Raw genomic sequence first — 21444 nt, 5'->3', positions numbered from 1 at the left:
CCTACCACCGGCACCGCCCCCACCGCTCGCTACCCCACCGCGCCACCCCCGCCGCCATCTACACCTCACTGCCCAAAGCCCTGCCCACCACCAGCCGCGACCTCGACACCCACACCCGCGTACGCCACGACCGCATCGACCAAGCCGGAGTCGTCACCCTCCGCCTCGCCGGACGCCTGCACCACATCGGCATCGGCCGGACCTACGCCCGAACCTGCGTCATGCTCCTCATCGAAGACCTCGACGTCCGCACCATCAACGCCGTCACCGGCGAACCCCTCCGCGAGCTAACCATCGACCCCACCCGCGACTACGAGCCACAACAGCTCAGAAGGTAACAAAAACCCCTCGAACCTAAGGCCCACCGCAGGTTCGAGGGTTTCCGATGTCGTGCGACATCACAAAGTGCCCCCGGCAGGATTCGAACCTTGCGGCACCCGCTTTAGGAGTCCGATAACCAACGAGGTTGCACCATGAGTGTCACCTGCAGCTTTGCTCCCGCAGCTGAGTTGCATAGGAACCAGCGGGAACGCATTGGGAAACGATCATGTCTGTGTGGTCGTTGGCCTCGCGTAGTGGCTGTCGCCACTGCGGCGGTGAGCTTGACACCACGATGCTCGGGTGACGATACCGTCGGTGAGCCGGTACCGGGCGTTCTCGCCAAAGGTCTACGCGCTAGGTCCGTCGCGTGGTGCCGGGAATCACGTCGATATGCAAATGCTCCTTGATGAGGGTTTTGAAGGCGGCGCCATTGATGAGCGTGATCCTGTTACGCTCGGCGAAGCGCTCGCTGGCTCGGCTGAACCACGATGTGGTGACAAGGACGCCGCTGACCACATTGTGGGCTTCCATTGCGCTACTGAGGGCGTGGACGGCTGCCAGTCCAACCGTGCCTGACCATCGCTTCGCCTGAATAAGACAGACACCACCGAACAAAAGGTTATTGCTTGTCGCCACAGCGTCAACGCCGCTGTCCTCGGACACCATCGTCGTCCACGTGTCGGTACCCATCGCAGTGAATAACTGTCGCACTAGGTGCTCAAACTCGGAAGGTGAGAGCTCAAGCAAATTACGGGGTGCCTCGAGATTCGACGCGACATCCGTGCTTTGTGGGCCTGTTCCCAAGACTTCAGGACGCCCCCTCGCACTGGGTGATGATGTATCCAGGTTGAACGCTTCCCTGGTATATGTGATGTAGCCGGTGGCCCTGTTGTGGTCGCGGTCGCTGTCTAGACCCCACACTTGGACGGTTCCGTGGAGATCGGCAATGGCCAGATGGGGGCGGCGGTCAATCTCAACGGTGCACATGCTGGTGATGTCACTGGGATAGAACATGTGGGTAGGCACTTCGATGCGTTCCTGCCTCACGGCCTCACCGTAGAAATGTAGAGTCCCACGTCGGTCGGGGGTTGTTGCCGAGAGATGAAGGATCCCACGTCGGTCAGTGTCTGCATCCCAAATCTGGATGACCCGGTTTTGATCGGCGATGACCAGATGGGGGCGGCGGTCAATCTCAACGGCACACATGCTGGTGACATCGCTGGCGTAAACAACGTGCTTGCCGCCTCCATCGCGTTCTAGGCTAGTGGTTGCATCCCAGGCTTTGACAACCCCGCTTTGGGTGGCTATGACGAGATGGGAGAGGCCACCAATCTCAATGGCACATATCCTTTGTGCCCTATCGGATCGAGATACTTCATGGGGCAGTTGCGTACCGGTGGGCGCGTCCCAGATTCGCACAGACCCCTCATGATTGGCGGTAGCTATGTGAGGGCGCCCGCGAGCTTCGAAAGCGCACATGCTGTATATTTCGCCGGCATATGCGGCAAGTCGATTGCGTTCAGCGCCGCTAGCAGCATCCCAGATGCGCACTGTACAGTCATCGCTGGCGCTGGCAATACAGGGCCTACCATCGATCTCGATCGTGCATACGTCGTAAGCTCTGATGGGATGTCGACCAGTGGAAGTTCGGAATAGATGCCGTTGCCTACCTGTGGTTGCATCCCAGATTCGGACTGTCCCGTCGCGGCCAGCGCTGGCCAAATGAGTACGATTATCGATAGTTATGGCGCACACGCTGGTTACGGCACCTATGTGACCTCTCAGTTGATGGCGTTCTCGACCAGTCGAGGCGTCCCATGTCCGCACTATCCCCTCTTCCTCGGCGCTGGCAAGGTGAGAGCGGCCGTTGATTATGATCGAGCAAACACCCCATACCGGCAATTTGCGGTGCAGCTGCTTACGTAGGGGTTTTATCAGAGGTGGTGCAGCCACACTCTGGAGGGGCGATGGAGCGCCGGATTCAATGCTCTGCATCCCCTGAAAAGATGATGCTGCGGGCGCACTATGTGATGTTGTCAGCACAGGGATTGCCACTTGGCTGAGTATTTGGACCGCTTCCGGACTGATTAGTGCGAAGGGTTTCTGATCTCCGTCGATACGCTGCTCACCGATGTCCGGAGGCACAGGCAGGAGCGCGGAAAAAGTTTCTTTGGAGATCCCGGCCCACCCCTCGACTAGAGCCGAGATCCGCTCGATGACGTCCAGTGAAGTCGAGCGCGGCTGCATTTCTAGTAGCGCCTTGCGTGCGTCGTCAATGAATTCATAGCGGTCACCTCCCACGGGGCGGAGTAGCCCACTGAGGAGAACTTCGGCCAGATGCCGTGGGTGTTGGGCTTCCTTGGGAAGCATGACGCGTTGAATAAGTCGCATCACTGGCAGCGTTGGCGTGGAAGTCGCGATGCAGGCGGCAAGTCGTGCTGCCTCTGGGGATGCGATAGCGCAGAAGCGGCGCACCCGGTCCGTTGCAGGCAGCCCAGTTTCCCGGGTGACGCGCTCTGCACGGGACCGGGGCGTAGCCCTGACAAAGGCGACCGAGGTCGACAGGCCCTCACCGACAGGCCCAGCGATCAAGCGGGCCCAGTCCCCGAGCCAATGAGGAGTGAGTTCGACAACCGGTACGGGGAGCCCGTCTGATGAGGCTCTGCGTCTTTCGCGAGGGGTGAAGCCCAGTTCCGTGCTGGGCGCTGCCCGCCGTACTGGCTTAGCTGTTCCGGGGACCGGGGGAAGCCCTGTCCGTCGCCACATCCGCTCAGGCAGCGGCTGAAGCACGGCCACAGGCCCGACAGAAGCCCAATTATGCAGCATCCTTTGGGCCTCCCCGTTCCACCAATGTCGTCCTGAGCAATCGCTGAGGACGAGCACAAGGCGACGGCCGGATGGGTCGGCAAGTGTCTGCGGAGACAACGTCGGGCCTGTGGACTGCATGGTGATCCCGTCACCGACCATGAAGCAGAGCTGGATGTCACGGAACGCACCCAGCCGAGAGAGTGCTTCGCGTAGTTCACCGATGAGCGGCGTCCACATCAGCATCGACGGGCCAGTGTCGGCGACTAGCGCTAAGTCAAGCCAAGGTTCAGCAACTGACGTAAGGATGGGAAACCACCGGCCGGTCTCAGCAATCCATTCTGCGGTGGCTGTTTCGTTGATGGCCGTTGCAGTCAGGGACGGGGTGCGGCGTTTGAGCGGGCGCAGCGCCCGCTGAACAGCGAGCGTATCGCCGAGCATGGTCGCAGCCGGCGCCTGAATCGGTTGCCCGCCGGAGCCCACATTGCGCGGTGGCGAGGTGCCCTTTAGAGCGTCATGGTCGGAGTTGTCGCTGTCATGTTCTGTGTCGGAAGGGTCGTCGTGCTGTCGGTGCAACGCGTGCAGGTCACTACTATCTGGCTCTGAGGGGACGTAGCGTGCCGTACCGGGTTCGGGTGGAGTCGATGTAGGACGACCTCGTGGTAGTGAAGGTGCTGCTGGCCCGGAGGAAGGGCGGTCTGTAGTCGGCATCTCCTTGGGGGTGAGATGACCAGCCAGCCAGACGATTTCCGCGAGTTCTAGTGTGGTGAGGTCCGGATCGGACGCACGCAGTATGTCGCGTAGTTGTATGAGAGGGTCAATCGCCATTCATCGGCCCTCCATCGAGAAACGGCATGATCCTTTCGGCGAGCGCCGCACGATCTACTGAGCCGTGTTTGGCCGCCTCACTGGTCAGGTAGACCGCGTGTAAGAGTTGGTCTGTGGCGAGCTGTCCTTTGGTCTTACGGCTGAGAAATAGTTCCACGAGATCATCGCTTTGCTCTGCGAGATCACCCATGTGGGCGGTCAGGATTTCCCGAAGCTTGGTGGCGTCTGGTTCCCGCAGTTCCAGACGGATGCAGCGGCGTAGGAAGGCCGGGGGGAACTCGCGCTCGGCGTTGCTCGTCATGATCACGAGAGGAAAAGCGTTGCAGCGGATCACACCATTGCAAACGGGCACGTGGTCGTTGTCGGCGGTCGTGACCGTGCCCGAGCCGTCGCCATGTCGAGCTAGTTCCGGGACCGGGAATTCACCCTTTTCGAAGACGGTTAGCAAATCGTTGGGCAGATCGATGTCGCTTTTGTCAATCTCGTCGATGAGCAGTACACGCGGGTGTCGGTAGGGCAGCAGCGCGGTGCCTAGCGGACCAAGCCGAATGTAGCGGCCGATATCGTCGCTCTTCATATCATCGGACTTGCTCACCTCGTACAGGCGGGTGAGCGGGTCGTATTGGTATAGGCCATCGCGTAGAGTTGATCTGCTCGTAATGGGCCAGTACAATACTGGGCCCAAGCCGAGTTCGCGCGCTACCGCGTAGGCGAGAGTGGATTTGCCAGTCCCGGGCCGGCCAGTCACCAGGAGGGGGCGGCGCAAATAGAGGGCAGCGTTTACTTGTTCGACCGTCTGCGGGTCGGGGCGATAACTGGCCGCTTGGTGATCGTCATCGGATAGCGGCGCAGGTTGCTTTAGGAGAGGGCTGCCAATAAAAGTGCGCCATTTCGGTGGGTTTGGGAGTCGGTCGATAGCCGCCTTTTCGTCGCCTGAACCGGTGTAGATATGCCAGTTCGCCATGTCGTCTGTCCTTAGAGGTCTTCAGGCATATAGGCAGGAGGGTCGGGCATCCGTTCTGGGTCGTCCCAGAGCAGCGCTAGGTTCCGGCCGGGGTGTGGCTCTTCTGGTGGTCGGTCGAACGCGTCCAGTCGAGTCCTCCGGATAAGCTCCGGCAGATCCACTGGCGCAGTTACGGCGACCCGGGACGCTAAGTGGCTGGCTGGGCAGTTCTCGTGGACGTCCTCAGGACATGGATCACGTGACCAGATGATCACAGGAAGCCCGGCGTGAAGGGCTTTGCCTAGAGATTTGTCGTCTGGCCGAGCTGGGCAAACTAGTACGCAAGCCTCACTTTCCTTTTTCAGTCGCATGTAAAACCGCGTTGGATCCTCGCCATTACAGGCAAGTAGTTGAGGGGCCTCTGGTATGCGGCTGCGCAAGCTCTTTGTTCGCGCTGCCCAAGGATCCCATTCATCTAAATCGATAAGGCGATCGACGTACCGAAGTACCGCCCGTTGTGTAACCACCGGTGTATCTCTGCCGTACTCCCACTCCTCAACTGGCTCATTCAGCAGGGATTGCGGCAACACAAACTCAATCGTCGGAGTAGTTCCTGCGACCTGACGCTTCATCGTCGTGAGGCCGGTCTCGACGTGGGTGCGTATATCAGCTGCGGAAGGGATTGTAGTACGCCACGATTGTAGATTGGGCTGATCGTTTATGAGAACTGAGACCTCCAGGTCATGGCCCTCCCGGAGAGGATCGAGTCGGACGACTATGGCGGTCTCCAATTTGGTGGAACCGATATCGGCGCCCAGGTGATTGCAGATCCACCGTCTCAGGTCGCGCTGGGTTGCCTCAGGGGTAAGTGTTCTGGCAACCGCTGGCAAGAAGCGAGACAAGCGCTCCTCTCCGTGTAATTCCTCGCCGACATATCGAATCGCGTCCCAGACCGTGTGAAAGTCTCGATGCCCACCGACGCCGGGGAAGAGTTGGCACATTAGGTGGCGCAGGTCTGCGTTGCTGGTGGCCCCGGTCACGATCTGGCGCAGCGCTCGCCGCTCCTTCTGAGGCAGCCATCCTAGGTCGAGCAGGTCGTCAAGTTCTTCCCAGTGTCGGCGGATCGTTTGGATGGGCAACATTCGGCCGGTCAACTGCTGCGGATTGGGCGAGTAATCCGTAATTATGCCGACCACTCCACCAGTTGTGTCGCAGTAGACCGCGGCACCGCTGAATCCTTGCTGCGGAACTTCGGCATATGGTGTGATAGCGCGCAGATGCTGCCACTCCCCGGCCGTATCAGTCGAGATCAGTGCGAGCTCCAGAGGAGCCCCCACATGGAGGTGCGGTTTGGGGAAGCCGTGAGCTACATACTTTTCGGCTCTGCTCGGTTGCCGGAGCAATAGCTGGGCCGGCGGGAGGTCCACTTTCGAGCCGAGCTTTAGGACAGCGATGTCACCAGGCTGTCCTGGTGCACTCCACGGTCCGATCATGTGCACGGTCGCTGGAACCTCCAGAAGATCCTGTCGTTGAGCTTGGGGGAAAGCGACCTGGAGATCACTCTTCTGTCTCACGACGTGGGCACAGGTAAGGACTAGGTCGGCGGCGACCAGCAGCCCAGCCCCCAGCGTCTGGGACACGTTGCCGCGAACCTCTTCAATCCGAGCCCGCCATGCGCCTCTCACGGCGACTCAGTCGTGCTGCGCGGCGAGACGCTCGGGGGCCTTCCAGCGGAGTTTGACCGTAAGATGCCCCTCTGCCTTAGCCTTGGCGATCACCGCTCCGGCTTCCGAGGCGAGCTTCACCCCGAACTCGACCTCTACCTCGTCCGGGCCGATGGGTACATCGCGGAACGTCTTCAGCGTCGTCACGGCCGCGTCTCGGACGTGGGTGAGTGCATCTTCTAACCGGATTTTCGCGTCGCGAATAGCATCGGCGCCAACGCCCGCGGGTGCCCAGTCTCCGCGATTCACGTCCTCGTACGCGGTTTCCACTAGCACTGAGCCCCCATCGATGCTCCACCGCACAAGCTCGTCCACTCTGGATTCCTGTCTGTGTCAGCCTCGGGTGCAGACCCTGCGAACCCCATGAAGGTCCGGTGGCCGAAGTGGATGGCACGATCCACTGCAGCCTCTCGCTTGCTCAAATGTGGGTTACGGCGAGCAGTCTTGGACTTCGAACGCGGTAACGATCCCGTATCAGTTGCGACCGTCAGGAGCCGTGTCAGGACTCCTTGCTGTCGGGGCTGTCCTCGCCGCCAGCCCAAATGAGAACGGTTCGATCGGCTGACAAGATGCGGCTTCGCTTGCGTGGCTCCTTGATGACGAACACCGGGACGCCTTCTGGGATGTTGAGAGTCTTTCGCTCCTCCGGCGAAGGCATTCGGGCAGTAACCTCTGCTGCGTCTCGTACAGTGACCCGCTCCGTAGGCAGTTCCGGGCGGACGTAGGAGCCTTCACGCTTCACGGTGACGATCAGCCCTTCGCTCCGCAGCACCGAGAGCGCCTGTCGCACAGCGACCCGCCCAAGCTCGTACTCCTGCATCAGCCGGGTCTCTGAGGGGAGTGGCTGACCGGGCTTCAGCCGGCCCGCGGCGATGTCCGCGCGGATGATGTCGGCGAGCTGGCGGTGCACCGGACGATCGGAACCGAAGTCGATCACAACAGGTCATCATCACAACACCACTTCCTCATCTGCTCTGGTAGGCATATGCTCATAAGGGTTTACGTGCAGGAACGTTGCCACACCGCGAGGCGGGAGGTCAGGTTAATGGCACAACCGACAAGTCCGGAAGGGGAGGAGTGGCCATGTCCGGGGTTCGCCGCGCACCCCTGCAACTGGGCGGCGCCTGCGGAGGTCGCACTCGACTGGCGCAGTGAGACGAGGAAGGTCAACAGTCCGAATCGGCAGCGGGTCATCGCCTACACCTGCTCCTGCCAGGAGACTTCCTACGAGTTCCTCGCGGCCGGGGGCCTGTACCGCTTCCGGCGCGTGAGCCGGAGAACGCCCGAGACCGTCGCGTACGCCGGCCCCTGGCACCGGGTCAGGGCGGAGATGCTCTGGGGCCTTCTGATCGTCGGCCAGGCGCAGTGATGGCACCGCGTCGCCGACGGCAGGCCAGGCGGCCCAGAAGGCGAGGGCCGCGACGACCGGACCCGACCACCGGGCGGAGGAGAGGGAGACTTCGCCGGCCATTGAGTCGGCGCGCATTACCGGGCGTGAGCGCTCGTCCTAGCCTTGAGTTCGTTGTTGCTCGGCAAGGGAGCCTCATGACTCACGGCAAAGCTCAGCCCGCCTACGCCACCCTGGCGGACGACCTCCGCCAGCGGATCGCCAGTGGCGAGTACCCACCAGGCGGGATGATCCCGTCCGAGACGGCCCTCATGCAGGCGTACGGCGTCGCTCGCGGCACCGTACGGCAGGCGCTCGCGGAGCTGGAGCGCGAGGGCCTGGTCGTGAGCCAGATGGGCCGGGGCCGCAGGGTCCATGGCCAGGCCACACCGGACGCGAAGCCGACCACCCGTTACGAGGAGGTGGCCGGCCAGCTCCGCGCCGCTATCAAGGCCGGCGAGTTCCCCCCGGATGTGCGGCTGCCTGGTGAACCTGTCCTCGCCGAAAGGTTCGGTACGGCGCGCATCACGGTACGCAAGGCCCTGGAAGTGCTTCAGCAGGAGGGCCTGATCGTCGTCATCCCCAGTAAGGGCCGTTTCGTGGCGACCAGCTCGCCACCGGGCAACACGAACAAGAAGGGCTGATCCATGACCAAGACCCCCACCCCCCAGGGCTTCCGTCAGCAGGACGCGTACCGAGCACTCGTCGCGGCCTGCGAACACGCCGGGCTGGACAGCCGCGACGCGTCGCTGATCAGGCTCGGGGAGAACGCGCTGTACCGGCTCGCCTCGGCACCCGTCGTCGTGCGCATCGCGCGCAGCACCGATCTCCTCTCAGACGTGCAGAAAGAGGTGGGGGTCGCCAGGTGGCTGGAAGAGGTCGGCTTCCCGAGCGTGCGGCTGTTCCCCGACTGTCCGCAGGCGACGGTGCATGACGGGCGGGTAGTGACGTTCTGGCGGTACGAGCTCAGCCAAGGGCCGGCGCCGGGCTTCACCGATGCGGCGGCGATGCTCAGGAAGCTGCACGACGTGGTCAAGCCCATGGATCTGCTGCTGCCGCTGTTCGACCCGCTGGCCCGCGTGGAGGACCGTCTCGACAGCGCCACCACCATCGCCGAGGAGGACATCGCGTTCCTGCGGCAGCGGGTCAAGGACCTGTACGCCGAGTACAGCACGCTCGACTTCGCCCTGCCCGCCGGCCACATCCACGGCGACGGGCACAAGAACAACCTCCTCCGCCGTCCTGACGGCACGGTGATCCTGCTCGACTTCGAGGCGTTCGCCTGGGGGCCGCGCGAGTGGGATCTCTGCACAAGCTTCGGCCTCCCGTTCCGCGGCTTCGGGTGGATGGTGCCGGAGGAGTACGCACAGGCTGTGGCCGCGTACGGCTTCGACATCACCGAATGGCCGGGCTTCCACACCATCCGCCGCATCCGCGAGGTCACCATGACCACCTGGCTCATGCAGAACGTCGACCACGGCCCCGAGGTCCGCGCCGAGTTCGACCGGCGCGTTGCGTCGCTGCGGCACGACGTCCTGCCGCGCGCCTGGCAGCCGTTCTGATCGGTTACCGCGCCTCCGCCCGAGCGTGGGCAAGTCGCGTCTCAGCGAACGCCTGGAACTCGCGCACCCTTGGATCGTTCCCGTAGGGCGCGAGCTGCTTGACGAAGTCCCGTACGTAGCGGCGCGTCCTGGCCGATCGCAGGTCGGCCACGGTCGTCACGACCTCCCGCGCCACGGCGAGCCCGTGTTCCAGCTCGCCGCCGGCCACATGACTGGTGGCCAGGATGGTGCGGACGAAGGACAGGCTGCGCACGTACAGGCTCTCGGAGAGCTGCACGCTCTCCAGCACCCGATCGCGAGCTCGGTGATGGTGGCCGAGGTCGCGGAAGCAGTGCGCGAACTCGGCCGCCAGCTCGGCCTCATCGAAGTACCGCAGCCACACCGGATCGTCGTCGGGCGTACGACGCTCGAACCAGCGCTCGGCATCTCCGAGCGCTCGGCTGCACGCCGCCTCGTCTCCCTGTGAGGCCAACGCCCGCGCCTCCATGGCGCTGAACAACGCCATCGCCGTAGGCGTGGCCGCGCCCTGGGCGCCCATCGTCGCGGCCCGCGCCAGGTTGACGGCCATGCCGTAATGGCCGAGGTAGTTGGCCTGGTGGCTCATCCCGGCCAGGATGCGCCCGCCGAGCATCCGGTTGTCGGCCTCGCGGGCCAGGTGCAGGGCCTTCGTCATGTATCGCTGGGCGAGGCCGTGCAGGCCGGTGTCGTACGCCATCCAGGCCGCGAGCCTGAGCATGGCCGCCGTCTCCGAGAGGAACTGCTTGCCCAGGGCCGTGTCCGGCCGTACGTGCTTGAGCAGCGGTTCGACCTCCATGGCGAGGTACTGCACGACGGTGGACCGGGCATGGCCGCCGCCGAAGCGGTAATCGAGCTTGGCGAACATCGCGGTCGTCTCTCGGATCGCCTCGACGTTGGAGACGGTGACCAGCCGTCCTTCAGGGGCGCGTCTCGGGAGCGGTACGGGGTTCACGAGCCACGTGACCATGGAGTCGTTCCAGGAGTCCGCCGAGACGTCGCTCTCGACCACCTGGGGGTTGGCCGACAGGTCGCCGGAGACGAGCGCCGTCACGCCGCCGGCCAGGGAGTCGGTCTGCTGCTTGCGCGTGGCGGGGGAGAACGGGATCGCCTCGGCGTACAGCATGCCGATGTCACGCACGCTCACTCGTTCGCCCAGCTTCCTGCTGAGAGCCTCGGCGATGAAGTGCGGCGTCATGCCACGGGGGTGCATTCCGTCGAGCCAGCGTTTCACCGACACGTGATCGCAGCGGATGTCCGCTCCGTGGCCGGCGGCCACGTCCTGCACTCGCCTCGCCAGCGCCTTGTTCGAGCACGCGGCGCGCTGCATGACCGCTGCGAGCTGGTGATTCGGCTCTCGGAGCTTCATGGCACTCCCGGCGCGCAAGGGGTCGGCAACCCTCTGTGATCAAGATGTCGCCCACAGTTTGCACCCCCTCCCGGCCACTGTGCACCCCCAACCGCTCAATTGCACCGTCTTTTGAACGCTGCCGTACCCCCTGACCTGCGCGGTTTTCTAGTGCCACGAACACGGCGGCTCTCGAAAGGAGCTTGACGGAGCCGCCAAGCCTGTTCTATACCTGTACAGGACAGGCTCTCGCGAGAGAGCCCGGCCGACCAGGAGAGACAGGCCCGATGACGACCAGAAGGGATCACCATTCATGCCTGCTCTCCGACCCCGGCGCTTCCTGCCCACGGTGCTGATGATCCTCGCGGCCTTCTTCGTGGTGACTCAGCCGCACAAAGCCGCGGTGGCGGTTAACGCCGCCGTCGACGGCATCCAGAAGATCACGCAAGCCCTGACCACGTTCAGCAACGGTCTCGGCTGACTTCCACCAGACAGAACAAAGCCGGGGCGCGGTCCACGTCGCCAAACCTGATCCGCGCCCCGGCATCCCCAGAAGGGTTCTTCCATCATGACCCACGGGTCCAGCGACACTGACCTGTTCGCTCGCCAGGTGCTCTGGGCGTCCGTCCATTGGACCTGCCTCGTCTGCGGCGGCGTCGAGGAGATCTCCCCTGAGGAGGAGGCTCCCACCCCGCCGATCTGCCCGAGCTGCCACCGGCTCGCCGTCGCGGAGGCGCTCGCGACCCTGCTGGCGGTGCGCCGATGAACGAGTTCCTGTACGACCTCCGCGACGACGTGCTCAACGCCGGCCCGGCCTGCGAAAGCGACGACGCCGACCTGTTCACCGGCCCGGACTCCTTCGAGCCCGAGCCGGACGACGAGCGGGAGGCACGCGAGGAGAAGGCCAAGGCGGTGTGCCGGGGATGTCCGGCCCGCGTCGCCTGCCTGGTCTACGCCCTGGCCGTGTCGCCCGAGGCCGGCGTCTGGGCCGGTCTCACCAGTGACGAGCTGCGCGCGCTGCGGGAGGTGGCCGCCTGATGGCTCGCTTCCAGTGCTCCGACTGCGGCCAGCGCTCGCGTAGCGCGTACCGGTGCCGGGGCTGCGGCGTCGGTCGCCAGGTCGAGATCTGCTCGGCTCACGGTACGCGGTGCCTGCCCGGCTGCCGCCTGTGCCGCATCCTCGTCCGCTCTCAAAGGGAGTCCGCATGATCGCCGTACTGATCCACCTGGCGGTGTTCGCCGCCGGCTTCCTGGTCTGCGACCTCGTACGCATCGCCCAGGAGCGCTACCGCCTTCGCCAGGTCTTCGCCGCCGGCTCGGTGGACAACGTGCTGCGCATCTGGTCCCGCCACCCGGCGAACTGGTGCGACCGGCCCAACTGCCCGCGCTGCCAGCGGAGGTGGGGCCGATGACCACAGCCGTCTACGGACCCCGCCCGCTGACCGAAGGGGAACAGACCGCCGTCGCGGTCACCGCCGCCGCTGTGGCCGGCCTCGGCCTGCTCGGCTTCGTCATCAGCTTCGCCACGGTGGCTGAGGCCGCCGAACCGTCCTTCGGGTGGTTCGCCTGGATCGTTCCACTCGGGATCGATCTCGGCATCGCCGCCTTCTCGGCGCTGGACATCGTCCTGGCCCGGCTCGGCATGCGCGTTCGCCTGCTCCGGGTCGTGCCCTGGACGCTGACGGCCGCCACGGTCTACCTGAACGTGGCCGGCGAGGACACCCTGTTCGGGATCATCGCCCACGCGATGCTGCCCGGCCTGTGGGTGGTGGCGGTGGAGGTAGGCGCGTACGCCATCCGCAAGCGCGCCGAGCTGGCCAGGCCTGACCGCATGGAGTCCATCCGGCTCTCGCGGTGGCTGCTGGCCTTCCCGTCCACGTTCGCGCTGTGGCGCCGGATGGTGCTGTGGGAGATCCGCTCGTACCCGAACGCCCTCGGCCGCGAGCGCGACCGCATCCTCGCTCGTACGGATCTGCAGGACCGGTACGGCAGGCTGTGGCGCTTCAAGGCCACTCGGCGCGAACGGGCGCTCTACCGCCTCGGCGAGCTGGCACCGCAGCACATCCAACTGGCCTCCGAGCCTCCGGCGCTGCCACCGAAGCCCAAGCATCGGGCACCGAAGAAGAACGCACGACGGCCCCGCGCCGACGTGACCGACCTGATGCCGCTCGGCTGGCGGATCGCTACCGACCACCAAGCACGCGGCGTCCCGCTCACCCGTGACCGGCTCCGCGACGCCATCCGCCGGACCGGCCGTTCCGTGTCCACCGACCGTGCGGGGGCGCTCCTGGCCCGCCTGCGGTCGGAGGCACCGCCCGACCGGACCACGACCGCCGGACCGTCCGCGGGCGGCCCGCACGGTCCGACCGCAACCACGAAGACGAAGGGCGCGGCCCCCACTCCGCCAAGAACAGTGGCCGCGCCCCGCCACCCCGCACCCATCAAGGCGAACGAGGCGTACTCATCATGACTCACGACCCGCACAAACCCGGCCGCGAGCTGGAGGGCTTCGAGTGGGCCGACTCCGGTGACGCGGAGGTCGTACCGCTCGACTCCCGCCGCCGCGCCCGCCAGCCTGAAGAGCCCGAAGACTTCGACCACGAGACCATCGCCGTGGAAGACGACGTCGTCGGCCCACCGGTGGACCCGCCCGACGAGGACGCCGTACCGGTGACCACCGTGACCACGCGCCGCCGCGCGCCCATCATCCCGGCCTGGCTGCGCACTTGGCCGTCCTTTCGGGCGATGATCGCCTGGCAGCTCCGCGACGCCGCCTACGTCATCGGCTACCACTCAGTGCGCTCACCGAAGTACCTGATCAAGGCGCTCTGGTACGCCGTCCCCGGCGTCTTCAAGTTCATCGGCCGGCTGCTCCACTGGGCCACGGCCGAGGAAGGCAACTGGGCACTGCGCCAGTACGCCGCCGACCGGAACGACGCCGAGACCTGGCTCAAGCTCGACAGGCAACGGCAGCGCCAGTCCCGCTGGCGCTGGTCGGTCCTGCTGGTCCTGGGCGTCGCCGCGCTGGCCGGCCTGCTGGCCTTCCTGGTCGCCGACCTGCCCGGCTGGGTACGGCTCGGCACGCTGGTGGTGGCCGTACCGCTGCTGGCCAGAGCAGGACGCCCGACGGACCGCCCGATCACCGACCGCGTGAGCGAGGCACCCCGCTACCGCAAGCTCACCGCCGAACTGGTCCGCCGCGCGCTGCTGGCCTGCGGCATCTCCGGCATCACCCAGGCGGTGAGCAAGGATCCGAACGCGATCAGCTTCCCGCAGGAGATCCACCGGGACGGCCCCGGCCACCTGGCCATCGTGGATCTGCCGTTCGGCGTGGAGGCCGCCGAGGTGGTGGCCCGGCGTGGCCGCCTCGCCTCGGCCATGCGGCTCCCGCTGGACCAGGTCTGGCCGGAGCCGGGCGCCGGCCACCCCGGACGGCTCGCGCTCTGGGTCGGCTACGAGCCGTCGTCCCAGATGAAGCAGCCGCCATGGCCGCTGCTGCGGGACGGCCAGGTGGACGTGTTCAAGCCGTTCCCGTTCGCCACGACACCACGGATGGAGACCGTGAACGCCGAGCTGATGTTCCGCAACTGGCTGTTCGGCGGGCAGCCCGGCTCGGGCAAGACGTTCGGGCTGCGGCTCGCGGTGCTGGCCGCCGCCCTCGACCCGCGCGCCGAGCTGCGCATCTACGAGCTGAAGGGAGTGGGTGACTTCAAGGTCCTGGAGCCGATCTGTACGGAGTACGGCAACGGCTTCGACGACGAGACGATCGGCCGGTGCGCCGCGATGTTCGGCTGGCTGTACAAGGAGTGCGAGCGCCGCTCCAAGCGCATCGCCCACTACAACGCCCTCGGCAAGGCCCCGGAGAACAAGGTCACCCCGGAACTGGCCTCGCTCAAGGGCTCGGGCCTGCACCCGCTGATCGTGGCGGTGGACGAGATCCAGGAGCTGTTCCTGCACCCGCAGTACGGCAAGGAAGCCGGGGAGATCTGCGAGAAGGTCATCAAGCTCGGCCGCGCGCTGGGCGTGATCCTCCTCCTGGGCACCCAGATCCCGGACAAGGACAGCCTGCCGACCGGCATCACCCGCAACGTCAACACCCGCTACTGCATGAGCGTCGCCGACCAGACCGCGAACGACATGATCCTCGGCACGTCCATGTACAAGCAGGGCTACCGCGCCACGGTGTTCCAGCCGGTCGTGGAGGCCGGTTGGGGCATCCTGGCCGGCCTCGGCAAGCCCGCCGCCCGCCGTTCCTACTACCTCGACACCCGCGACGCCGAGAAGGTCGTCGTGCGCGCCAAGCAGTCCCGTGGCCTGGCCGGCACGCTGCCCGAGCCCGGCACCCAGGAACGGCAGGACGCGTACGACCTGCTGGCCGATCTTGCCGAGGTGTGGCCAGCGGGGGAGTCGGCGGCCTGGAACGAGGCCCTGTGCACCCGCCTGGCCGAACTCCGTCCCGAGGTCTACTCAGGCTGGAAGTCCGAGCAGCTCACCAGTGCGGTGAAGCCGCACGGCATCCGGGTCGCCGACATCGGCCGCCGCATCGACGGCAAGCCCGTCACGCGGCGCGGCATCCGCCTGGACGACCTCACCGAGGCCATCGCCGAGCGTAACCGCCAGAAGCGTTCCGGCTGACCCGTCAGGGGGCTGCTAGCGATAGCACCTGACCCTGCTATCGCTAGCACCCCCGCTAGCAGCGAAAACCCTTACCGGCCAGGCCGTTAGCACGCTAGCGGCCCTCCTCGGCCACGCCCGAAAACCGGCCTTGGAGGCCCTCGTGAACCCCGTCCTGCTCGCCGCTATCACCTTGACCATCGGCACGATCTGTTACGCCTCGCAGTGCTACGTGAGCCCGTTCGGGCGCTGCCGTAAGTGCCACGGGAAAGGCCGTGTCCCGCAGCGCCGGGGCACCCGGTACTGCCGCCGCTGCGACGCCACCGGCCTGCGCCTGCGCATCGGCCGCCACGTCTGGAACTACGTCCGCCGCCTCCACCACGACCGCTGAACCGTCAACGGCCCCGGCGCACAGCCACCAAGCACGACGCCGGGGCCACGCCCCAACCGATCACCGGCCCCGAAAGGCCGACTCAAGGAGCACCACCCAGCATGACACCTCGCCCGTCCCGCCAGACGCTGCCGTACGCGCTGGCCGCCGCCGCCCGAGGCTGGCACGTCTTCCCGCTCACGCCGGGGGACAAGGTGCCGCTCAAGGGCTGGAAGTGGAAGGAGCACCACACGACCGACGCCGACACCATCCGCCGCTTCTGGAGCGGCATCCCGTACAACATCGGCATCGCCACCGGCCCGTCCCGCCTGGTCGTCATCGACCTCGACACCCCGAAGCCGGGGGAGCGGTCACCTTACTCCCGGCCCGGCGTGAACGACGGCGCTGACGTCCTGGCGCTGCTCTGCGAGGAGGCCGGCCAGCCGCTACCGCTGGAGACCTTCCAGGTCCGCACCCGGCGCGGCGGCACCCACCTGTACTTCACCGCTCCCGAGGGCGTGACGCTCGGCAACACGTCCGGCGCCAAGGGGCAGGGGCTCGGCTGGCTGATCGACACCCGCGCCGACGGCGGTTACGTCGTCGCACCGGGCAGCTACGTCGATCTCCCGGACGGCACCGGCACCTACGACGCCATCCACACCGCAGACCCCGCGCCGCTGCCGTCCTGGCTGGCGGAACGGCTAACCCGACCCGAGCCGGGGGTGCAGCCGGTGCGCGTCTCCGACGTCGTGGCCGCGCTCGGCGATCGCTCCACCGGCTACGCGCTGACCGCTCTGCAGAACGAGCTGCAGCACGTCCTCGACGCCCAGGAGGGCACCCGCAACCACACCTTGAACACCGCCGCGTACGCCCTCGGCAGGCTCGTCGCCACGGGCCTGCTCCCGCACCACTTGACCGAGGACGCCCTGCACACCGCCGCCCAGGCCATCGGCCTGTCCCCCCGAGAAGCCGCCGCCACCATCCGCTCCGGCCTGACCGCCGGAGCACGCCGACCACGCCGGGGGACCGCATGACCAACCCACTCGACGCGAACACCATCCTGGAGAACCTCGACGCCCATGCCACCATCACCCGCCTGCACCGCGACCAGTCCGGAGACCTGAGCATCGGCCTGCCGGTCCCGCCACCGGCCGCCGACCCGGCGATGTTCTACGGCCTGCCCGGCGAACTGGTGAAAGCCGCGGACCCGTCCACCGAAGCCGATCCTGTCGGCGTGCTGGTCTCGGCCCTGGCCGCGTGCGGCGCGGTGATCGGCTCCGGCCCGTACGTCCAGATCGGCAACACCCGCCACCCGCTCCTGATCTGGCCGCTGCTGTTCGGCCGCACCGGCTCCGGCCGCAAGGGCCAGGCCACCGACACCGCCGAGATCTTCCTGCACAACGCCGGCATCGGCTACGCCGACCTGTGCGTCACCGGCCTGTCATCCGGCGAAGGGCTGATCGAACGCATCCGCGACCCCGACAGCCCGGACGACCCCGGCGGCACCATGGACAAGCGCCTGTCGGTGACCGAGCCGGAGTTCTCCACCGTCATGGCCCGCGCCAAGCGCGAGGGCTCGACGCTCGGCACGATGCTCCGCCAGGCATGGGACGGCCGCACGCTCGCCGTACTGACCCGCAACGCCTACCGAGCCTCGAACCCGCACATCGCGATCATCGGCCACATCACGCCCAAGGAGTTCCGCCTGCGCGTGGCCGAAGCCGACATGGCCGGCGGCAGCTACAACCGCTTTCTGCCGATCTACGTCGAGCGCTCCAAGCGCCTCCCGATCCCGGAGGGTGTGGCACCCGACCTCCTGGCCGCACTGAGCGGCAGGCTCCACGACGCCATCAAGCAAGCCCGCCAGATCCGCCGCATCGCCCTGGACGAGGGAGCCCGCGCGTTGTGGTCGGCCGAGCTGTACGAGGAGTTCACCGCCGCCGACGACGAGGACCACGCCTGGACGGAGTTCACCCGCCGCTCGGCCCCGTACTGCTTGCGCATCTCCGCCCTGTACGCCGCCCTCGACGCCCGTCCGTGCATCACCACCGCTGATCTCGGAGCAGCCGCCGCCCTGGTCCGCTACTCCATCGCCTCAGCTGTCTTCGTCCTGGACAAGCAGTTGCGCGACCCGAAAATCGACCGCATCCGCCGCGCCCTGGACCAGGCCGTCGGCACCGGCCTGACCCGCTCGGAGATCAGCGCCCTGTTCTCCCGCAACGTCCCCAAGCAGACCTTGGACGAACTGCTGACCAGCCTTACCGCCACCGGCCAGTACGAGACCTTCACCACGCCCACGGGCGGCCGCCCATCGATCCGCTACCGCCGCACCTCGAACGAAGAAAGAAGAAACAACCCGTCATGACCCACGCAGTCCGCGAATCGCAAGACGACCCTTCGCACGTCGGCCACGACCGAAGCCGCTCACCACCCTCCCGGCCTCCTTGAGCACCGGCCTGTTCTTTCTTCTTTCTTCGTCCCGATCTTCACCACGGCCCACAGCCACCAAGCACGGGGCCGTACCGCACCCAACCATCCGTGCATCTCCAAGGAGCCGCTCTTGGCCACCGGCACCACCACCGCCCAGCGAGGCATGCTCACCCTCGCCGACCTCTGCGCCGAACTCCAGATCTCCCGCTCCACCTTTTACGACTGGCGAGCCAAAGGCCGCGCCCCGCGCTGCCTCAAGCTCCCGAACGGCGACCTGCGCATCCGCCGCACCGACCTGGACCGCTGGCTCGCCACCATGGAGGACGTCGCCTGATGAAGAACCTCACCTACAACGTCCGCGTCTACTCCATCGAGGTCCGCAAGAACAAGGACGGCAAGGTCACCTCCTACCGCGTGGCCTGGCAGACCACCACGAAGACCTGGAAGCGCTCCTTCAAGAACGCCGCCCAGGCCGACACCTTCCGAGGCGCCCTGCTCACCGCCGCCCGCAGCGGCGAAGCCTTCAGCACCCTCACCGGCGAGCCCGTCTCCTGGGGACGCACCGACCCCCCAGAGATGAGCTGGTATGACTTCGCCTGCAAGTTCGCCGACATGAAGTGGAAGAACGCCGCCGCCAAGTACCGCCAGGACATCGCCCGCGCCCTGACCGCCGCCACACCGGCCATGTACACCACCACGCGCGGCAAGCCCGACGACCGCACGCTCCGCTCCGCCATGCACCGCTGGGGCTTCAACACCAAACAACGCCAACAGGCACCCGAAGAGGCCGCCGCCGCACTGCGCTGGCTCGCCGACAACACCAAACCCATCTCCGCACTCACCGACGACGCCGGCCTGGTGCGCGACCTGCTGGACTCCGCCACGTCCCTCCTGGACGGCACCCGCGCCGCGCCGAGCACCGTCCGCAAGCACCGCATGCTCCTGTCCAACGCCCTCGACTACGCCGTAGAACTCAAGCTCCTGCCCGCCAACCCACTCAAGGCCCTGAAGTGGAAGCCGCCAGCCAACGCCTACGGTGTAGACCGCCGCAGCGTCATCAACCACACCCAAGCCAAGGCACTTCTGGCCGCCGTTGCCGCTCAGGAGCCGAGCGGCAAACGCCTGGTGGCCTTTTTCGCCCTGATGTACTACGCCGCCCTACGCCCGGAGGAGGCCATCAACCTACGCCGCGACAACATCACCCTCCCACCCCTGCGCAAGAACGAGGAGACGGGGGAGAGGGAAGAGCTGGCCGATGCTTGGGGGGAACTGCATCTCCTCAAGGCCGCGCCGTATGCCGGCCGCGACTGGACCGATACCGGCCAAGCAAGGGAGGAACGCGCTCTCAAACACAGAGCCGCTGGCCACACCCGAACGGTACCCATCCCACCGCCGTTGGTGCGCATCCTGCGAGCCCACCTCGCCGAATTCAACGAAGGGCCACAAGGCCGCCTCTTCTACGGCGTCAAGGCCGACGACCTGCCCTTCATCACCTACCGCCGCGCCTGGAAGGCAGCCCGCAAGAAGGCTCTGACCGAGATGGAGTTCGCTTCACCCCTGGCCGCCCGCCCGTACGACCTACGCCACGCCTGCGTGTCAACATGGCTGAACGCGGGCGTCTCTGCACCCCAGGTAGCCGAGTGGGCCGGGCACAGCGTCGATGTGCTTCTGCGTATCTATGCGAAATGCATTGTGGGTCAGGACGAGGCTGCCAAGCGAAGGATCATCGATATCCTAATTTAAGCGGTAAGCGCAGGGAGCTCGAATCTATCTCGGGCTCCCTGTCGGCAGTATGCGATTGGATCCACTACCCAATCTTCCTAGGTAGCATCTGTTCGTCTGGGCCAGACTTCTCAACTTGTCTCTTCACGATCTGATTTGTGAGATGAATCGTCCCGAGGTACCAATAAAAGATCCACTCCAGGTACAGGTCGCTGTCGTAATCTGTCTTCTGGTCAGCCCGCTGGTGTCGTATGCCGAAGCTGTTTGCGATTTGGAACAGACTCCCCTCGTCCTTGGTAAGGAGATGCGCCTGCACCAGCGAGCGTCGTCGCTCCAGGATCCCCGCCAGGGAAATTACGGCGTGACGCTTGTCGAGCACATGGCTCCCCCGGAAGCGGAACTGTTCCATCGCATGATTGAGTTCGGCAGAGTCGGCGTCATGCACGTTCTCCACGGAGCGAACCGCTGAGACTAGATCTTCGACCCCGGAAGGTCCGATCTGCTCCAGCCTCCCGCTCTCGGACAGCGTCAGGTCGATATCACCCTCTGCAAGTAGCTCGTTGACGCGCCAGCGATAGACCGAAAGGCCTGTGTGCAAGTCAAAATCGTCATAGTGCCAACCGCAACCTCCATAGTTATGATGAGTCGCAGTTGTCGGTCGCCGAACATGATCGGCGAGAAACTCGATCATGTCGAAAAGGTCTTCCTCGGTATAGACCTCATGGTAGCGCGTAACCGGCCACAGCTCATCTCGCATCAGTGCTGAATGGACTGCCTCTTGTGCGGAGACGCCCAGTTCCCCGAGAGAGTTGCCGTCGACACATTCCGCTCCAAATGCCCAGGAGAAATAGCCGGCCTGTTCAAGGCGCTCCACTACGCGCGCGAATCGTTCACAGACGGCTGTGAAGGCGATCGGATGGGAGCGAGCATCGGGCTCGCCGTAACGGCGCTCTGACCAGTACGGCACACGCTCAGGGATGCGGGGAAGTGAATCGACATGATCACTAAGTTCCTGTAGCCACTGCAGCGCGGGGGTCTTGCGTTCCGCTCCAGAGGTGGACGTACCCCAAGGATCGGCGTCCCAGGCGCTTGACTGCAGGAGCGTCTCCCATTCGGTGAGCGCTTCACGGTTGCGGAAGATCTCACGTATGGAGTGCTCTACCTGCCGAGCCCAAGACCCGTCTGCTCGGGCTCCTGGGTGTGAGTGCCGACGTTCGTGCAGCTTCAACAGTCGATCTAGTTCGGACCGGATCAGGGGTCGAGGCCAGTCCGTCTCGAATGCCCGGGAGGAGAAGTCGGCAGAAGTCACAGAGTTAGTGTGGCATCAGCCACCGACGGCTGTACCACTGCGGAGGGACAGACGAGTCCATGTAGGG

General features: G+C 65.6%; 22 protein-coding genes and 1 pseudogene. 15 read left to right on the top strand and 8 right to left on the bottom strand.

The genetic code is table 11. The features are described 5' to 3' along the window. Nucleotides 1–675: 675 nt before the first annotated feature. A complete protein-coding gene (locus AB0K12_RS32610) occupies nt 676–1368 on the bottom strand; it encodes a restriction endonuclease (protein WP_364570272.1) in 693 nt (230 codons plus the stop codon). Between the two features lie 54 nt (nt 1369–1422). Here AB0K12_RS32610 and AB0K12_RS32605 point away from each other — a divergent pair, with 54 nt between their 5' ends. Further along, complete coding sequence (locus tag AB0K12_RS32605; RefSeq protein WP_364570284.1) at nt 1423–1581, top strand: hypothetical protein; 159 nt, start codon at nt 1423–1425, stop codon at nt 1579–1581. Between the two features lie 276 nt (nt 1582–1857). Here the strand turns inward: AB0K12_RS32605 and AB0K12_RS32600 are convergent. From AB0K12_RS32600 to AB0K12_RS32580, 5 genes and pseudogenes are all read right to left on the bottom strand, one after another. Next, a pseudogene (locus tag AB0K12_RS32600) lies at nt 1858–3954 on the bottom strand (SAV_2336 N-terminal domain-related protein); the annotation flags it as partial. Beyond that, the gene (locus AB0K12_RS32595; protein ID WP_364569800.1) at nt 3944–4918 is read right to left on the bottom strand and encodes a MoxR family ATPase; all 975 of its coding nucleotides are present in this window, start codon (nt 4916–4918) and stop codon (nt 3944–3946) included. The gene AB0K12_RS32595 and the pseudogene AB0K12_RS32600, both read right to left, overlap by 11 nt. 11 nt (nt 4919–4929) lie before the next feature. Next, nucleotides 4930–6537 (bottom strand): trypsin-like peptidase domain-containing protein, encoded by a 1608-nt coding sequence (locus AB0K12_RS32590; RefSeq protein WP_364569797.1) that lies wholly within the window; start codon nt 6535–6537, stop codon nt 4930–4932. Nucleotides 6538–6588: 51 nt separating this feature from the next. Further along, the gene (locus AB0K12_RS32585) at nt 6589–6936 is read right to left on the bottom strand and encodes a CU044_2847 family protein (RefSeq protein ID WP_364569794.1); all 348 of its coding nucleotides are present in this window, start codon (nt 6934–6936) and stop codon (nt 6589–6591) included. Between the two features lie 184 nt (nt 6937–7120). After that, nucleotides 7121–7558 carry a GntR family transcriptional regulator gene (locus AB0K12_RS32580; protein WP_364569791.1) on the bottom strand — a complete coding sequence of 146 codons (438 nt, stop codon included), beginning with the start codon at nt 7556–7558 and terminating at the stop codon, nt 7121–7123. Nucleotides 7559–7666: 108 nt separating this feature from the next. Here AB0K12_RS32580 and AB0K12_RS32575 point away from each other — a divergent pair, with 108 nt between their 5' ends. From AB0K12_RS32575 to AB0K12_RS32565, 3 genes are all read left to right on the top strand, one after another. Further along, the gene (locus AB0K12_RS32575; protein ID WP_364569788.1) at nt 7667–7990 is read left to right on the top strand and encodes a hypothetical protein; all 324 of its coding nucleotides are present in this window, start codon (nt 7667–7669) and stop codon (nt 7988–7990) included. Between the two features lie 176 nt (nt 7991–8166). Further along, on the top strand, nt 8167–8652 hold the full coding sequence (locus AB0K12_RS32570) for a GntR family transcriptional regulator (RefSeq protein WP_364569785.1): 486 nt from the start codon (nt 8167–8169) through the stop codon (nt 8650–8652). A 3-nt stretch (nt 8653–8655) separates the two neighbouring features. Beyond that, nucleotides 8656–9570, top strand: a complete 915-nt coding sequence (locus AB0K12_RS32565) for an aminoglycoside phosphotransferase family protein (RefSeq protein ID WP_364569782.1) — start codon at nt 8656–8658, stop codon at nt 9568–9570. A gap of 4 nt (nt 9571–9574) precedes the next feature. On the opposite strand, the gene AB0K12_RS32560 is transcribed toward AB0K12_RS32565, so the two are convergent. Beyond that, nucleotides 9575–10954, bottom strand: coding sequence for a hypothetical protein (locus AB0K12_RS32560; protein ID WP_364569779.1), 1380 nt, complete (start codon nt 10952–10954; stop codon nt 9575–9577). A gap of 292 nt (nt 10955–11246) precedes the next feature. Between AB0K12_RS32560 and AB0K12_RS32555 the strand changes: the two genes are divergently transcribed. The 11 genes from AB0K12_RS32555 (at nt 11247) to AB0K12_RS32505 (ending at nt 20089) form a co-directional block, all read left to right on the top strand. Then, nucleotides 11247–11414: a hypothetical protein gene (locus AB0K12_RS32555; protein ID WP_364569776.1), complete on the top strand. Its 168-nt coding sequence runs from the start codon at nt 11247–11249 to the stop codon at nt 11412–11414. 87 nt (nt 11415–11501) lie between these two features. Next, a complete protein-coding gene (locus AB0K12_RS32550; RefSeq protein ID WP_364569774.1) occupies nt 11502–11699 on the top strand; it encodes a hypothetical protein in 198 nt (65 codons plus the stop codon). Next, the gene (locus tag AB0K12_RS32545; RefSeq protein ID WP_364569771.1) at nt 11696–11971 is read left to right on the top strand and encodes a WhiB family transcriptional regulator; all 276 of its coding nucleotides are present in this window, start codon (nt 11696–11698) and stop codon (nt 11969–11971) included. The genes AB0K12_RS32550 and AB0K12_RS32545 overlap by 4 nt, the downstream gene beginning before the upstream one ends. Before the next feature lie 166 nt (nt 11972–12137). Further along, nucleotides 12138–12344 carry a hypothetical protein gene (locus tag AB0K12_RS32540; protein ID WP_364569769.1) on the top strand — a complete coding sequence of 69 codons (207 nt, stop codon included), beginning with the start codon at nt 12138–12140 and terminating at the stop codon, nt 12342–12344. Next, a complete protein-coding gene (locus AB0K12_RS32535) occupies nt 12341–13402 on the top strand; it encodes a DUF2637 domain-containing protein (protein ID WP_364569766.1) in 1062 nt (353 codons plus the stop codon). The genes AB0K12_RS32540 and AB0K12_RS32535 overlap by 4 nt, the downstream gene beginning before the upstream one ends. Then, a complete protein-coding gene (locus AB0K12_RS32530; protein WP_364569763.1) occupies nt 13399–15567 on the top strand; it encodes a cell division protein FtsK in 2169 nt (722 codons plus the stop codon). Before AB0K12_RS32535 ends, AB0K12_RS32530 begins: the two co-directional genes overlap by 4 nt. A 142-nt stretch (nt 15568–15709) precedes the next feature. Continuing rightward, nucleotides 15710–15937, top strand: coding sequence for a hypothetical protein (locus AB0K12_RS32525; RefSeq protein WP_364569760.1), 228 nt, complete (start codon nt 15710–15712; stop codon nt 15935–15937). Nucleotides 15938–16038: 101 nt separating this feature from the next. Next, on the top strand, nt 16039–16950 hold the full coding sequence (locus AB0K12_RS32520; protein ID WP_364569758.1) for a bifunctional DNA primase/polymerase: 912 nt from the start codon (nt 16039–16041) through the stop codon (nt 16948–16950). Continuing rightward, on the top strand, nt 16947–18281 hold the full coding sequence (locus AB0K12_RS32515; RefSeq protein ID WP_364569755.1) for a hypothetical protein: 1335 nt from the start codon (nt 16947–16949) through the stop codon (nt 18279–18281). Before AB0K12_RS32520 ends, AB0K12_RS32515 begins: the two co-directional genes overlap by 4 nt. A 195-nt stretch (nt 18282–18476) precedes the next feature. Continuing rightward, nucleotides 18477–18680, top strand: a complete 204-nt coding sequence (locus AB0K12_RS32510) for a helix-turn-helix domain-containing protein (protein ID WP_364569751.1) — start codon at nt 18477–18479, stop codon at nt 18678–18680. After that, nucleotides 18680–20089 carry a tyrosine-type recombinase/integrase gene (locus tag AB0K12_RS32505; RefSeq protein ID WP_364569748.1) on the top strand — a complete coding sequence of 470 codons (1410 nt, stop codon included), beginning with the start codon at nt 18680–18682 and terminating at the stop codon, nt 20087–20089. Before AB0K12_RS32510 ends, AB0K12_RS32505 begins: the two co-directional genes overlap by 1 nt. Nucleotides 20090–20153: 64 nt before the next feature. On the opposite strand, the gene AB0K12_RS32500 is transcribed toward AB0K12_RS32505, so the two are convergent. Beyond that, a complete protein-coding gene (locus tag AB0K12_RS32500; protein WP_364569746.1) occupies nt 20154–21377 on the bottom strand; it encodes a hypothetical protein in 1224 nt (407 codons plus the stop codon). Between the last annotated feature and the right edge of the window lie 67 nt (nt 21378–21444).

The sequence above is a fragment of the Nonomuraea sp. NPDC049419 genome (genome assembly GCF_040676995.1).
Classification (GTDB): domain Bacteria; phylum Actinomycetota; class Actinomycetes; order Streptosporangiales; family Streptosporangiaceae; genus Nonomuraea; species Nonomuraea salmonea.
The sequence above is the reverse complement of the archived record's forward strand: the minus strand, read 5'-3'. Positions and strand labels throughout refer to the sequence as shown.